Genomic DNA, 14,109 nt, shown 5'->3' with positions numbered 1-14,109 from the left:
CTGGGGATTAGGGGCAGGGAGGTTTTGGCGTTAGACAAAACCGGGGTGGGGTCATCCGTGATTTATAAGTGATTAAGCGAACTTGATATAAACTGGACTTTAAACTAGGTACAGCATTTCATTAATTCGTAGCGGATTAAATTTGGTGAAACTCTGCGTACCTACCCTGCCCGAAGGGCGTTAGCCCGTGCGTGTTCCCTCGCTACCTGGTGTGTTTAAAAAGGCTACGATTTTACGCAAAGCTGTACTAAGACAGCAAAAGTGACGAAAAAGCGATTAAAACAATCAAAATCCCAGTCATAAATTTTTTCACCCCTTTTCACCCCTAAGTATGTTGATTGTCCATACTTTTTCGTTTTTAAGAGAGATTGATGCGAGGGTGGAATTATTTATGCGTATTCATCATCTTAATTGCGGTTGCATGTGTCCGATTGGCGGGGCACTCTTCGATGGTTTTAGTCGCGGATTAACAGCCTGTCTGGTCTGCCACTGCCTGCTGGTCGAGACAAATCAGGGACTCGTTCTCATTGATACGGGCTTTGGTCAGCGCGATATCAAAGCGCCATTATCAAGACTCAGCCCGTTCTTCATGAATTTGAATCGCATTAAGTTTGAAGAAAAATACACGGCGATCGCAGCTATTGAACAGCTTGGCTTTGCCGCGCGCGATGTGCGGCACATAGTGCTTACCCACCTCGATTTCGACCATGCAGGCGGCTTGGAAGATTTTCCAGAAGCGACCGTACATGTCATGCTCCCTGAGATAGAAGCAGCGCGGGAACGGCGCGGCTTTATCTCATCGCAACGCTATCGTCCTGGTCAGTGGGACGAAGTCAAACAGTGGAAGTATTATTCTGCAAAAGGTGAACCTTGGTTTGGTTTCGAGGCAGTGCGCGACCTCGATGGACTCCCACCAGAGATTCTCCTTATCCCACTCGCTGGTCACACGCGCGGTCATGCTGGTATCGCCATCCAGACACCAGAAGGTTGGCTTTTACATGCAGGCGATGCCTACTTTTATCGGCACGAAGTGGGAACCTCTAAACCACACTGCACGCCTGGTCTGCGTACTTATCAATGGTTGATGGAGGTAGACCGCAAGGCTCGACTTTATAATCAACAACGGTTGCGTGAGTTATCGCTCAACTATAGTAGTGAGGTGCGCCTCTTTTGCAGCCATGATGCCATTGAGTTCAAAGCGTTCACCGACCAAAATAATTAGCAGGTGTATTGAAAGACCTCACGAACTAAGATTGCAACGCCAATCTATACTAGGAACAGCAAGCAACCACGCTTAAACCTCGAACGAGTACACTTTGCAGCAACGATGATGGGGAATTCTTTGCAGTCTTTATTTGGGGCGATCGCTCAAGCGAGTGACGAAGAAGAACTACGACAGCACGTTATGGTTAAAGTTGGTGAACACTTTGCCGCCCAACGTTGCGGGCTTTTTTTCTTTGATAAACTTCCCCCTGCCAATCCCAATCTTCCGCGCATGCTGAAATTAGCTTTATCTGTAGAACATAATCCAGTTTTGCGCTACTTGGTTGAGCAACATGCCCCTGTTCACGAAGAATTACTGTTACCTCCTGGGGCATGGAAAATGATTTGCCCGCGTTCTGATCATGGACATGTTATGGCTGGACCGATTATCAGCAATGGTCATCTTGTTGGCGGAATTGGCTTTACGCGCGTTCGAGGAACTCCTGCTTTTAATACTCGGGATCTAGCTGACGTGTGTGCTGTTTGCTTGCATCTGTCCACCTGGTTAGAAAGAATACAGTCGCAACCGAAAAAATTCAATTCTCCGAATATTAACCGTTTAACACCACGTGAAATTCAAATAGCTGAATTAGTGGCACAAGGGCTAACAAGTGCTGAAATCGGTGCAGCCCTTTGGATTACAGAAAATTCTGTTAAGCAAGCCCTAAAACGGATGTTCCGAAAGCTTGAGGTTTCGTCACGTGCTGAACTAGTAGGGCGGCTTTTTTCAAACATAAGTCTTTCCCCATCCAAAAAGCATGCGGTTTAAATGCCCAAGAATTAGCAGTCTTTGACTAATGAAACATTTGTAGAAAAGCTGTATTATGTATGTAATATAAGAGAAACTACGAATGTAGTAATTTGTAGCCTAATGGTAACTTACAAACGAGATCTCAATAATGTTGACTGGCAGGAGATGAAATCAACGCTCAGTCAAGATAAATTTGATAATGGCAGAAGTCCAGAACAGCTTAAAGCATCATTTGCCAATAGTTACGCAACGTGTATCGCTTATACAGATAATCGTATTATTGGGACTGCTCGTGTTCTTTCTGATGGTATTTGTAATGCTTACATCGTTGATGTCTGGACATTTACGCCATATCGCCGCCAAAGAATTGCCAGTACAATGATGCAAATACTATTAGACGAGTTACAAGGTCAGCATGTTTGTTTATTTACAGATCAAGCTTTAAACTTTTACAAAAAACTTGGCTTCACCAAAGGTGAAATCTGTATGGAAAAGGTTATCGGTAAATGGTTAGTTAACACATCTTTTATTTAATGGCTAATAACTCACTTCTTATGGTTATCAGCTATTAGCCATTAAGCTCTACTAACTAAAGACTTGGTGTTTTGCCAGTCTCGGCTTGCGTTTCAATCGGCTTAACATCGCTGTAGCCCATATCACCAACAATTGTCCGCAACACAGACATTTGTCCTTCAAAATCTAGTCCTTCTATTTGGGAAAGCACCTTGTTAACTGCATCAGTTGCTTTGTAATTGCTTGGCATTCCAACCACTTGATCACCCATAGTTTGCGCCCAAGCAAACCAGACGAATAACTGGTTATTTTCTTTGATTGCGCCATAGGCGCGAGAATATTCTGAATCTTCGCGGTTGACAATTTGCCGCATAATTGCCAGTTGTTCATCAGCAGACAATTTGTAATAATCACTCAAAAGTAGTGGTGCTAACTCTGGTTCTGCAGCAGGGGGAGCAGCGGGAGTAATTGAGTTACCCATTTTCTCATAAGCAAAATACAACCAAGCTAGTTTGGCATCTGTATCTAAGCGGTTAAAAGCTGCTACCACATCTTGAGTTTCTTTGCTTAAAGCTTGAGGAGTATTTTTCTGGTAACTTGCTGTCATAACTTTTTTCCAAAATTTCCAAAATTATTTAACATGTCAGATCTAGGGGTATCAAAGTTTTAGAATGAGTATCGACTTCCAAGAGAAAGAGTTTTTAAAATTGGATAAATCAGCTCTTATCTACCTTTTAATAGAGGTACAAATCTATCTTGAGATACCAAAAATATAAGAATTGACTTTGGTAAAATACGATATCGATAGGAAAATTCAAAAGAAAAAAAGGAAAAAAGTTAATTATGCCTGAAGAAATCAAGCCAAATTCATCACAAGCTCCTACTCACGACGCACAATTAGCTGCTGACAACATCGCAGCTGGTGAAGAAAAAGCGCCAAGCGTTGATATGGAAGCAGATTACAAAGCTGCGCAGGAATTAAGCGTTAGTGAAATTGATCGCACTCCTGAAGGTGAAAAAGCAGCAAAAAAGGCAACTAAGCAGTAAGTGAAAGATTAATCAAAGTTATTGTGGCTAGATTTGATAACAATCAAGTTTAGAAAGCGTTCAAACTGCATTCAGAGTTATTTCACTTTTTTCTCGTTTCTACAGTGCGTGTCAAAATATATTCGGGAGGCGGTAATCCTCCCGAAGTTTACTAGAAAAATAGCTTCTGTTAAGTAAAAATAGATAATAAATAAATTGATTAATTTTGTTAATTTTAATAATCAATAAATTTTATCACCTCTAATAGTTGACTTGGGTGATGAATTAAGAAATCTGGATTTTGTTTTGCTAATACTTCTTGCGAATTGAATCCCCAAGTAACTGCAATCACCTTAATGTTTGCTTTCTTTGATGCTTCTATGTCTCTGGTTTCATCTCCTACATAGATAACTTCTTGAGGCTTAATCTGTTTTTGCTTTAAAACATTATTTATAATCGTTGTTTTTCCGAAAATCGTAACTCCTGAATAGATAAAATCAAAGAAATTGTCTAAATTGTTAACTTTGAGAAAATCTGTGACATTTTCTAGAGAATTAGAAGTGATAATTCCTAACCGATAACCTTCATTGTTAAGCACCACTAAGGCTTCTTGAATCCCTGAAATTGGTTTGATTTCTTTTATTTTGTTTTTCAACTCAGATTTCACTTTTTTAACCAAAAAAGGTATTTTTAAAATGGAAATACCTGAGTATTTAATAATTTCTCTAGAACTCAAGTTTCTCAAAAGAGCAAGTTCTTCTTGAGTAATGGGTATATAGCCAAAATCTCTGGCTAAACGGTTGGCAATACCGACCAATGCGTCTACTGTATCAGCAATTGTGCCATCAAAATCAAAAATGATTACTTTCTGGGTCATTCTTTCGCCTTGGAGAATGCGTCTAGATTAGCACGGGCATTCCGTCGCAACATATCTGGTTTAATCCGCCGCAACGCTGATGCAGGAAATTGTTTATCCCATTCGGAATCTGAGATTAGTGCTAATTCTACCAGTTTGGGTACAAGATTTCCCGGATACGGCGCAAACTCTGCAACATCTGTTTCTTTGGCAAAACGCTGATTCCAAGGACAAACTTCTTGGCAAATATCGCAACCAGCAACCCAACCTTGTAAGTGGGATGTCACTGTTTGGGGTAATTGTTCATTGCGATTTTCAATTGTGTGGTAAGCAATGCAGCGATTAGCATCTACGACAAACGGTTGAGTAATCGCGCCTGTTGGACAAGCTTCGATACAACGAGTACAAGTACCACAGTGTTCTGTATGTGGGCGATCGCTCTCCAACTCCAAATTCGTCAGCACTTCTCCTAAAAACACCCAAGAGCCATACTCCTGGGTGATCACATTTCCGTTTTTTGCTATCCAACCAAGTCCAGCTTTTTGTGCCCAGACTTTATCTTGTACTGGACCAGTATCTGCATAGTATCGTGCTTGAATGCTTTGATCAAATCCCTGTAGCCAGGTTGTCAGTACCTTGAGTTTTTTGTGCATGATTTTATGATAATCTCGCCCCCAAGCATACCGAGAAATTTTGGCGTATTCCTCTGTTTCAGGACGTTGATCATGTGTGTAGTAGTTGAGAGCTACACTAATGATTGTTCGTACCTCTGGCATAACCTTAAGAATATCTTGACGCTTAGGATTTTCCATCCATTCCATATCAGCGTGATAACCCAGCGCTAGCCAAGCTTGCAACCTTTGCGTCTCTGTTATATTTTCCCCATCTATTGCAGCAATGCCAACTTTTTGGAATCCCAACTCTAGAGCTTTTTTTTTCACCTCAGTGCTGTTTATTTTTGGGGATTGATTCATTTATCTTATTTCTTTTAATTTACCCAATAGGTATTCTCTCTATTATACACTACCGCGTCAATATGCTTATTTCTTTTTTGAAGATAAGCGATGAAGGAGACTTCTTTACCGCTGTTGACTGATAACAGTTGAGTATCAACCGTCACGCATTTGTCCCCCTAAAACGATAATATGCAACTTATAGGCGTGACAGCTTAGTACTGCATTTTATAACTGTTGAGTGTTAACTGTTAACACTCAACAAATCCTAGCGGGATAATTTATTTCTTGGAATTCCTAGTGGTACACAGCTTCAGGAGTAGACTTCTATCACCAGGATGATTTGTACTCGCCGAGAAAATATACTTCAGCTGCTTTCGAGTGTACTTGTTTTTGTACTCAAATAAATTGTTCGCGAGTAATGATACAGGTAAATCTATGACAGCTGCTGAATCTACAGCCACAACGGTAGGTGAAAAACTCCAGATACAGGGAATTACAGAACCAACTTTACTGCATTACTTTCAAACTTTGAATGCCGAAAAATTTGAGGAAACTGCTGCTTTGTTTGCACAAGATGGTGTCATACATCCCCCGTTTGAATCTGGTATTGTAGGGCGAGATGAAATAATTCGATATCTGCAACAAGAGGCTCAAGGTGTGAAAGCTTACCCTCGTGAAGGTGTCGTCGAGACTTTAGAGGGAGAGCAAATCCAATTTCAGGTGACAGGCAAAGCACAAACTTCTTGGTGTAGTGTTAATGTCTTGTGGACATTTATCCTCAATCAAGAAAAAGAAATTCTTTATACGAGAATCAAACTTTTAGCCTCTCCCAAAGAGTTACTCAATTTACGGCGATGAGTCATTCTGTAGACACAAGGAAGCAGTTATATTTTCGATCCCGTTTTACTTTAACACCAAATCTGGATATTTTGGTGCAGGGACCGCTATCCTTTTACTCCGCAACCCAATTGTACAAAATTCCTTCTTAAGAACTTCTTATTATTCGAGTTTTGACAACTAGGTTGCGAAGTTTTTTCTTGTTAAAGTTTCTTGGTCAGCCTTCAATCTTCTAATGATGAAAAGTAATAAATCAAACCAACTTAGCAACAGTTATTAAGCTTATGAATTTTTCTTCAAAAAATGTGACTTTGGGATTTTGAATTGCCTCGTCAGTTTAGAACTATAGTTCGTGTTCAGCGCTCTTGTTGGGGGTAGTCGGCACACTTATTTTTTGTGAGAAAGCTAGAGCAACAACTAACTATACTGATTGGGCGACTTTTGGCAAGCTGACTTCTAGCTTCAAACAATTACCACCATCAACCTGTAGTTGGTACTCCACCTTGTCCATCAGACGATGCATAATTAGCCAACCGTAGCCACCTTCTTGCTGATCACTAGGATTTGGGGGCGAATAATCCGCTAAATCAAAGCCTTTGCCGTAGTCCCAAACTTCCAAAGCTATATCTTGCTCTTTCAATTCCAAACGAATCAGAACTGGCAATAGTGGTTGATCTTTATGAGCATGACGTACTACGTTAGAATAAGCTTCCACTAAAACCAATCGCAAGCGACTTGATTGCTTAGACCAATCAACTGAACTTTTGAACTGGACTTCCAAGCAACCCAGCAACCAGTTTTCTACGATGGTTAAAAACTTTAAGTCGCTTGGTACATGAAGTTCACTTCTCATCACTTAACAAAACCTCCAGTGAAAGTATAGTTTGGTCATCTTCTTGAACTAGGTTATCTGCCTGAATACGCGCTAGTAAATGGTTAAGATGAAGTGGTTGTGGCTCCATTTTGAGTAGTTCCCACAAACCCTCCTGATTCAGCATAGAACGGCTTACTTGTTGAGCGCTATCTACGAATGTCTCTGTCAAATCTTTCTTATTTAAGACTTCTGCTTCAATCACACCATCACTCGCTAGTAACAGGATATCTCCAGGAGCAAGAACTAACTGACTAGACACAGCTTTCCATACAGGGAAGATACCCAGAGGAACGCTGCGTACCTTGAGATATTCAGGTTTTTTTTCCACGGTATTTTGCCATGACCAAAGCAAGGGATATATGTGTCCTGCATTAGCATAGACTAATTCTCTAGTAGTAGGAGTGTAGCGAGCTAAGGCGAGGGTGATAAAACAATTGTTGCTGATCAAATCATCACTGAGAGTATGGTTGAGGTTTTGCATAACCACATTCGGCAGAGGTGGTGATTCTTGAGACAACTCTCGGCGCAACACTGAAATCGCACTAGCCATGAACAAAGCCGCTGGTACACCCTTACCAGAAACGTCTCCAACAGCCAACCACAAGTCTCCTTTTGGATGGACAAACACTTCAAAAAAATCTCCTCCCACTTCACGAGCAGGATAGCAACAGGCTTGTACCCTCACGCCCTTGATGTTGGGCATGGTTTGACGCAGTAAGTTATTTTGAATTTGGCGAGCGACTTCCAATTCAGCACGGATTTGCTCTTGCTTTTGATGAAGACGTTGGTAGAGTTTTGCTTGAGAGAGTGCAAGAGCGGCTTGTTCAATAACATCTGTAATCAGCTCGATATCTTCTTCTTGCCAAGAACGAGCGTGATGATATTGGTACAGAGCAAGAACTGCAAGCAGATTTTGCTGCCATATCAGAGGTACAACCAGTTTCTGAGAAGCTTTTTCATCATGTATGTTTAGGGCGAATTGATATTGACGGGTTTGCAGAACCTTCTCCATCAAAGGATTTGGATCAAAATAACAACTCGATTTTGGGGATTTTGAATCTTGGTAGTAGAACTGATCTAATGTCAGGCGATCGCCCTCCACTGCTCTAAGCACGCAACAACTAGCTTCAAAAGTCTGTCCTACTGTTGCGACAATTCTTTGTAGCATACTGTTGTAGTCTAAGGACTCTCGAATTACTGTTGTCACTGCATTAAACAAAGATTCCCTCCGCAAGGCGCGACTCAACTCTTGTGTACGTTTTTTTACGACTCGATATATATCGGCTGCTTGCTCAACAACTGCTTTGAGTCGTTCGGGTTTCCAAGGTTTGGTGATGTACTTAAACACCTGACCAGAGTTTATCGCTTCTACCAAATCTTCGACATCAGTAAAACCAGTGAGTAAAATTCGAATTGTATCAGGAAAACGCTCCACAGTTCTACCCAAAAATTCTGTGCCATTCATCTCTGGCATTCTTTGGTCAGAAATAATCACAGCCATCTCACCTTCTTTATCTAAAATCTCTAGAGCTGTGAGGGCATCATTTGCCTGATACACCTGAAAATCTCGCCTAAACGTACGGTAGAGTAAATGTAAGTTGTCAGGCTCATCATCCACCACCATGAGTTTGAGCCTTCCTGTCTCTATCTCAGTCATACTTAGTTTGACTTTCCAAAGACTTTGATAGTAAGACAACTATTTGTAGTTGCCATTTTGTCATTAAAAAAGACTTAACAAAGTAAAAGTAAATAGAATTTAACCACTGTATACCAATCATCTCTCTAATTTATCAAAATGTTATGTAAATTCTGAGAAGTCCCCTCAAAATTTTCCGCACCTTAACATAAACTCTATCCCACGAGTCCAGAACGCAATGCGCGGACTGCTGCTTGTGTACGATCATCCGCGCATAGTTTGTTCAAAATATTTCGGACGTGTGTTTTTACAGTTCCGACTGTAATATAAAGTCTTTCGGCAATGACCGCATTACTACAACCTTCTACAATCAATTGCAAGACTTCTAATTCTCTTTCTGTTAAAGTATAGGGATCTATGTTCTCCCCAGATTGATTTCCGGCATCTGAACTACTATTAACAGCCATGCCTGAAGTCGTTTTATTGTCTAATTGTGTGACTTCGGGTAGTGGTGGATTTTGTTGAGCTTGTTGCAATACAATTCGGGCGATCGCAGGGTCAATCCAAGCATTACCGTTATAAGTGACTCGTACTGCTTCAAGTAAGTTATCAAATTTAATATCCTTCATGCAGTAAGAGTCAGCCCCTGCTGCAAAAGCAGCTAACACCGCTTCTTTATTATCCCGTAATGTTAAAATCAATACTCTTGTTGCTACCTCTTCTCCATTCGCTGTAGATTTTATCTCTCGTGTGAGTTCAATTCCATCCTTGTCTGGTAAGCCAATATCTACAATCGCAATATCTGGTTGTAGTGTCTTTAACATTTTCAGACCTTCGACAGCATTAATTGCTTCCCCTACAACTTCAATTTCTTCCTTTTGCTGGAGCGCTGTCCGGATACCCACACGGGTTAGATCATGATCTTCAATTAAAGCGACACGAATTTTAGCCATAGTCTATTACCGCCCTTACACTCAAAAGCTGTAAAATTGAGTTTACTAAAAAGTCTCGGAAGATACAGTTTAAAAATGCCTGTGGAAAAATATAAGAGAGCTTTTTGAGTTAGACTAACACATAAAGGTATATTCTCCTTAGTGCAGACATTTCATCAAAGCGTAGCCGTAAGAAGCCTCCACGGCTCATGTGTTAACATACTGAACAGTAGAGCCTTCTAACTCTCCTTGTTAAACATTAGCTCAGATGAGAAAAGTACAAACTAGAAGTGCTTCTTCTACTCAGGAGTATCTGATATTGATAAGTGATATTCTGCATCTTGAATTTGTATAGCAACTAAACTAACACTTAAATAAATAGCACAAGCCATGCCCTATTTTGTGGCTTGTTGGAAAAATGCGATGTGAAGTATTGAGGTAGCATATCATATGTTTAACTCATGAACAGACTTTTTAAGTACATGTCTCACGTGATGGTCCCTAGATTTCGCACAGTAGTAAAGATGTCATAAATTTGTAAAATTCCTGTATTATCCTTTTGGAAACAATTTGATAAGCTATCGTTCTATCTATATAGTTGGTGTGAGGCTCATTAAGAATAAGCTATGTCTGAACTGCCTAGAAAGTTTTCAGTATTAGGTCTACCAGTTCATGTGACAACCGACTATCCAGGCTGGTTACTAGAACGTTTACAGCAGGGTATGGGGACTCATGTCGTCACACTCAATGCAGAAATGACTATGCAAGCAGAGCGGAATTCTTCCTTAGCTAAGGTTATACAGAGTGCTGAGTTAGTAATTCCAGATGGAGCAGGTGTTGTTCTGTACCTGCGATGGTTGTTACAGCAAAAAATTCAGAGAACTCCTGGAATTGAACTAGCAGAAACACTGTTGCACAAACTTGGACAAACGGGGAATGACACAAAGGTGTTTTTCTACGGAGGAGCACCAGGTGTAGCCGCAAAAGCATCAGAATTTTGGCTTTCTCAAATTCCAAATTTGGTCATCGTCGGTACTCACTCCGGCTTTCATTCACAACAAGAAGAAGAACAATTACGACAAACTCTTACCCAACTACAACCACAAGTCATTTTTGTTGGTTTGGGAGTTCCACGTCAAGAGTCATGGATTGCTCACAACCGCCATTTGTGTCCTCAAGCAATATGGATTGGTGTTGGAGGGAGTTTTGATATTTGGTCGGGGATAAAAACTCGCGCTCCTGCTTGGTTGGGGGATAATAATCTGGAGTGGCTATATCGGCTCTATAAAGAACCTTGGCGCTGGCGAAGAATGTTGGCTTTGCCTGAGTTTGCCGCTAAAGCTTTAGTTTATCGGTTTTTTCAACTCTCTGGGGTCGGTGTAGCGTCAAATTTGTGAGCTATTGTGCGTAGAAATGCACTGAATTAGCCTGCTTTTGCAGGCTTTGTTCTTATAGCCTCAAAACGTGTTCATCGCAGAATAGAGTCTAGCAAGGATGAGGTTTGCAATAGTTGTTTTAAAGCTGAGCATTTAATCGATGCTTTGACTCAATCGAACGTCTAACAATTGTCATGCCAACGAGAATTTCTATCCACTGATGCTGTGAGACCTTTGTGTGCAGGATAATGGTAGTGGGTGAAAAATATGCCATTTCATCGTGATTGCTCACTCGAAATTTCTACTTGTGGGGTTTGGAACTGAACAATGACTACTGGCTATACTCACTACTGAGATGAGCGATCGCCTGTTTAATCCACTCCTCCACATAAGCATCTTTGGGTAGTCCAATGTCTTCACTCACCACATGCAAAGCATGACTCACCTCATTAGCAGTGTAACCCAATGCTAAGAGAGTCATTTGTACTTCTTCAAGAATACCTGGTGCTGGACCGCCTGTCGCGACGAAGAAGCCTGCTGTCTTACGCCACTCTACTAATTTGCTTTTGAGTTCTAAACAAATGCGTTCTGCGATTTTTTTGCCAACACCAGGGGCTTGAATGAGTAATTGAATGTTACCTGTGATAATTGTCTGCACGAGTTCTGGTAGTTCCAAAGTGTCTAACAAGGCGATCGCCAAAGCTGCACCAACACCACTCACACTCAACAAATGGCGAAACACATCTCGTTCCCCTGGTGAACCAAAGCCATAAAGCATTGGTATTTCTTCTCGAACTTGGTAATGGGTAAAAATTTGCACTTCGCTTCCAGAATTTGGCAATTGCTGTACTAATCGTGCAGGGATTTGCAAATCATACCCTATTCCATTCACTTCCAAGGTTAGAGTATAGCGAGGACCATTATTGTTTTGGATACCAGCAACAATTCCTTTGAGATAGCTAATCATTCTAAGAAACCAAAATGTTTTAAACCTTCAAGTATTCCACCAGCACAAAAATTTGTTGCTAGGTAACGGGAGTCGGCAGAATGTTCATTATGCCATTGAAGTAGCTCCGGACGAGCATTCCCGACAATAATTCCTTTTTCACTCCCAACAGCGAATAAAGCAATATCATTACCAGAATCGCCACAAACAACCGTTTGTTCTGCTACAAATTTCCACTTTTGGCGGAGAAACTGTACTGCTTGTCCTTTATCGCTCCCAACAGGTACGATGTCAAGGTCTATACCGCTACTGTAGATTAACTTTATGTCTAAACCAGATTTTTGCAACTCTAATTGAAGTTGCGGTAAAACCTTTTGTGCTGACTCTTCTTGAAGGAAAAAACTCACTTTGAAGAGCCGCTGTTCTGAGTCAGGTTGTGGAACTAACTCAGGAAAACGAGTCGTTATTGATACCACAAGCTCACGATTCCAACCAGATGAAAGTTTTTCCGACCATTTTGAATCAGGAATATCACTGCTGTCAAGATAAATTTCTGTTCCCACAGCTAAAATCAGAGCATCGGGTTCTAAAAGATTTTTTTCGTTTTTGAGTTCTTGGTAAAGAATGGGCGCTCGCCCTGTCGCATAAACAATCTTGGTACCGCATCAACATGCAGCCAGATATTGTATTTTTGCGCTATTTCTCCCAACTGCGGAATCGGATCGATCGCATTGGATGGAGTTGTTCCTACAGTCGCAGCCAAAAAACATGGAGTCAATCCCGCCTTAATATCGGCTTCAATGCACTACTGTAACGCCGAAGCACGCATTGCATAGTTAGCATCCACCTCAAGGGCTCGCAAGTTTTCCCGACGCAGCCCCGCGATTTTAACTTCTTCGTCGTAGGTCCTATAACGGTACTCCGTGAGCGTGCCGGGATATAAGACGGGCAACTTCTCCGGAATGCTGTTATTAAAATATGTATATAATAGTAACAGGTCGATGTTTGGAGAAGTTTAGATGAGAAGACAAGCCGTAAAAGTTAGGTTGTACCCCACAGAGCAACAAGTCCAGATACTTGCACAGCATTTTGGATGCGCTCGCTGGTGGTGGAATTATGGGTTGAACAAATGCATTGAAACCTATAAAGCAACCGGAAAAGGCTGATCTCAGTCTGGACTAAATTCGCTGTTACCGACGCTCAAAAAAGACAAAGAAACTGAATGGTTGGGAGAGTGTTACTCACAAATTTTGCAATCTGTAAGCCTCAATCTTAGCCGTGCATATCAAAACTTCTTTGATAGCGTAGCGTGCCCGAAGGGCATAGGTAGAGCAAAATATCCTAAATTCAAGTCAAGACATCATCGTCAATCCATCCAATACCCACAAAAGGTAAAGCAAATCAATGATTGCTTGAAGTTCCCAGGCTTGCTAGGTGTAGTCAAAGCTAAGATACATCGACCACTTGACGGAATTACCAAGACTGTCACTGTTAGTAGATGCCCGTCGGGTAAGTACTACGCTTCTGTGTTGATGGAATATGAAGGAGATCATCCGGTATCCAGTACAGAAGCTAAAGTTGTCGGTATCGATTTGGGCATCAAAGATTTTGCGATTACCTACGATGGCGAAAAAACTTCTAAATATCCAAACCCAAAACACTTAACCAAATATGAGAAGAAACTAGCCAAGAAACAACGTATTGCTGCACGAAAAGTAAAAGGCAGTAGCCGTCGTAGAAAGGCAACTTTGATTGTAGCTAGGGTATACGAACAAGTTAGCAATGTCCGTCAAGACTACTTACACAAACTATCTAGAAAAATAGTTGATAACAATCAAGTTGTGGTAGTTGAAAACTTAAACGTCAAGGGCATGGTTCGTAACCCTCACGGGGAAGACCTCCGGTCTCGCTCCGCTAACGCCACTTGCTACAACGGGGGGCACATGCGTCCCCACGGAGGAGCCAGCCGCGTGGGCGGGTCTCCCGACTTGTAGACGCCCGGAGGGCGGCTTCCCGCAGGGTGCGGACTGGCGTTGGGGTTGGGGGGAGACCCTCCGATAGCGCAGCGGGCAAGGGAGGGCATAGCTTTGATGCCACAGGCTTGCCCTGAGCCCTATGCCTACGGCACGGCTGCGCCTATCGG

The 14,109-nt window shown here is 41.6% G+C and carries 13 protein-coding genes and 3 pseudogenes; 7 read left to right on the top strand and 9 right to left on the bottom strand.

The annotated features are described in order from the left end of the window. Positions 1–331: 331 nt before the first annotated feature. The 3 genes from DP117_RS29705 (at position 332) to DP117_RS29695 (ending at position 2,548) form a co-directional block, all read left to right on the top strand. Positions 332–1,222 (top strand): MBL fold metallo-hydrolase, encoded by an 891-nt coding sequence (locus tag DP117_RS29705; RefSeq protein WP_248277884.1) that lies wholly within the window; start codon positions 332–334, stop codon positions 1,220–1,222. A gap of 108 nt (positions 1,223–1,330) precedes the next feature. Next, a complete protein-coding gene (locus DP117_RS29700; protein ID WP_169221798.1) occupies positions 1,331–2,032 on the top strand; it encodes a LuxR C-terminal-related transcriptional regulator in 702 nt (233 codons plus the stop codon). Between the two features lie 21 nt (positions 2,033–2,053). Then, positions 2,054–2,548 (top strand): GNAT family N-acetyltransferase, encoded by a 495-nt coding sequence (locus DP117_RS29695; protein ID WP_248277883.1) that lies wholly within the window; start codon positions 2,054–2,056, stop codon positions 2,546–2,548. Between the two features lie 55 nt (positions 2,549–2,603). Here DP117_RS29695 and DP117_RS29690 read toward each other — a convergent pair whose 3' ends face one another. Continuing rightward, positions 2,604–3,134, bottom strand: coding sequence for an orange carotenoid protein N-terminal domain-containing protein (locus DP117_RS29690; RefSeq protein ID WP_169221794.1), 531 nt, complete (start codon positions 3,132–3,134; stop codon positions 2,604–2,606). Between the two features lie 236 nt (positions 3,135–3,370). On the opposite strand from DP117_RS29690, the pseudogene DP117_RS29685 reads away from it, so the two are divergent. After that, positions 3,371–3,565: pseudogene (locus DP117_RS29685) on the top strand (hypothetical protein); the annotation flags it as partial. A 223-nt stretch (positions 3,566–3,788) separates the two neighbouring features. Here DP117_RS29685 and DP117_RS29680 read toward each other — a convergent pair. Beyond that, a complete protein-coding gene (locus DP117_RS29680) occupies positions 3,789–4,430 on the bottom strand; it encodes an HAD-IA family hydrolase (RefSeq protein WP_169221792.1) in 642 nt (213 codons plus the stop codon). After that, the gene (queG, locus tag DP117_RS29675) at positions 4,427–5,383 is read right to left on the bottom strand and encodes a tRNA epoxyqueuosine(34) reductase QueG (RefSeq protein ID WP_169221791.1); all 957 of its coding nucleotides are present in this window, start codon (positions 5,381–5,383) and stop codon (positions 4,427–4,429) included. Before queG ends, DP117_RS29680 begins: the two co-directional genes overlap by 4 nt. Positions 5,384–5,800: 417 nt before the next feature. Between queG and DP117_RS29670 the strand changes: the two genes are divergently transcribed. Continuing rightward, a complete protein-coding gene (locus DP117_RS29670) occupies positions 5,801–6,223 on the top strand; it encodes a nuclear transport factor 2 family protein (protein WP_169221790.1) in 423 nt (140 codons plus the stop codon). 400 nt (positions 6,224–6,623) lie between these two features. Here the strand turns inward: DP117_RS29670 and DP117_RS29665 are convergent, their stop codons facing one another. The 3 genes from DP117_RS29665 to DP117_RS29655 all read right to left on the bottom strand — a co-directional run bounded on the left by DP117_RS29665 (position 6,624) and on the right by DP117_RS29655 (position 9,665). Further along, a complete protein-coding gene (locus tag DP117_RS29665) occupies positions 6,624–7,055 on the bottom strand; it encodes an anti-sigma regulatory factor (RefSeq protein ID WP_169221796.1) in 432 nt (143 codons plus the stop codon). Next, on the bottom strand, positions 7,045–8,733 hold the full coding sequence (locus tag DP117_RS29660; protein ID WP_169221789.1) for a SpoIIE family protein phosphatase: 1,689 nt from the start codon (positions 8,731–8,733) through the stop codon (positions 7,045–7,047). The genes DP117_RS29665 and DP117_RS29660 overlap by 11 nt, the downstream gene beginning before the upstream one ends. A gap of 194 nt (positions 8,734–8,927) precedes the next feature. Beyond that, entirely contained in the window at positions 8,928–9,665 is a 738-nt protein-coding gene (locus tag DP117_RS29655) for a response regulator transcription factor (protein WP_169221788.1), read from the bottom strand. A gap of 605 nt (positions 9,666–10,270) precedes the next feature. Here DP117_RS29655 and DP117_RS29650 point away from each other — a divergent pair. Further along, positions 10,271–11,041 (top strand): WecB/TagA/CpsF family glycosyltransferase, encoded by a 771-nt coding sequence (locus DP117_RS29650; protein WP_169221787.1) that lies wholly within the window; start codon positions 10,271–10,273, stop codon positions 11,039–11,041. 118 nt (positions 11,042–11,159) lie between these two features. Here the strand turns inward: DP117_RS29650 and DP117_RS29645 are convergent, their stop codons facing one another. The 3 genes and pseudogenes from DP117_RS29645 to DP117_RS29635 form a co-directional block, all read right to left on the bottom strand. Further along, positions 11,160–11,312, bottom strand: coding sequence for a hypothetical protein (locus tag DP117_RS29645; protein ID WP_169221786.1), 153 nt, complete (start codon positions 11,310–11,312; stop codon positions 11,160–11,162). A 39-nt stretch (positions 11,313–11,351) separates the two neighbouring features. Next, complete coding sequence (gene ruvA / locus DP117_RS29640; protein WP_169221785.1) at positions 11,352–11,987, bottom strand: Holliday junction branch migration protein RuvA; 636 nt, start codon at positions 11,985–11,987, stop codon at positions 11,352–11,354. Further along, a pseudogene (locus DP117_RS29635) lies at positions 11,984–12,628 on the bottom strand (sucrose-phosphate phosphatase); the annotation flags it as partial. The pseudogene DP117_RS29635 and the gene ruvA, both read right to left, overlap by 4 nt. Positions 12,629–12,985: 357 nt before the next feature. Here DP117_RS29635 and DP117_RS29625 point away from each other — a divergent pair. Continuing rightward, positions 12,986–13,960, top strand: a pseudogene (locus tag DP117_RS29625) (transposase). Positions 13,961–14,109 lie beyond the last annotated feature (149 nt).

The sequence above is a fragment of the Brasilonema sp. UFV-L1 genome, assembly GCF_012912105.1.
GTDB lineage: Bacteria > Cyanobacteriota > Cyanobacteriia > Cyanobacteriales > Nostocaceae > Brasilonema.
The sequence above is the reverse complement of the archived record's forward strand: the minus strand, read 5'-3'. Positions and strand labels throughout refer to the sequence as shown.

Coding starts and splice junctions, on each gene's coding strand:
- DP117_RS29655 (WP_169221788.1), bottom strand. CDS start 9,665: ATGGCTAAAATTCGTGTCGCTTTAATTGAAGATCATGATCTAACCCGT.
- DP117_RS29660 (WP_169221789.1), bottom strand. CDS start 8,733: ATGACTGAGATAGAGACAGGAAGGCTCAAACTCATGGTGGTGGATGAT.
- ruvA (WP_169221785.1), bottom strand. CDS start 11,987: ATGATTAGCTATCTCAAAGGAATTGTTGCTGGTATCCAAAACAATAAT.
- DP117_RS29680 (WP_169221792.1), bottom strand. CDS start 4,430: ATGACCCAGAAAGTAATCATTTTTGATTTTGATGGCACAATTGCTGAT.
- DP117_RS29665 (WP_169221796.1), bottom strand. CDS start 7,055: ATGAGAAGTGAACTTCATGTACCAAGCGACTTAAAGTTTTTAACCATC.
- queG (WP_169221791.1), bottom strand. CDS start 5,383: ATGAATCAATCCCCAAAAATAAACAGCACTGAGGTGAAAAAAAAAGCT.
- DP117_RS29650 (WP_169221787.1), top strand. CDS start 10,271: ATGTCTGAACTGCCTAGAAAGTTTTCAGTATTAGGTCTACCAGTTCAT.
- DP117_RS29670 (WP_169221790.1), top strand. CDS start 5,801: ATGACAGCTGCTGAATCTACAGCCACAACGGTAGGTGAAAAACTCCAG.
- DP117_RS29705 (WP_248277884.1), top strand. CDS start 332: ATGTTGATTGTCCATACTTTTTCGTTTTTAAGAGAGATTGATGCGAGG.
- DP117_RS29690 (WP_169221794.1), bottom strand. CDS start 3,134: ATGACAGCAAGTTACCAGAAAAATACTCCTCAAGCTTTAAGCAAAGAA.
- DP117_RS29700 (WP_169221798.1), top strand. CDS start 1,331: ATGGGGAATTCTTTGCAGTCTTTATTTGGGGCGATCGCTCAAGCGAGT.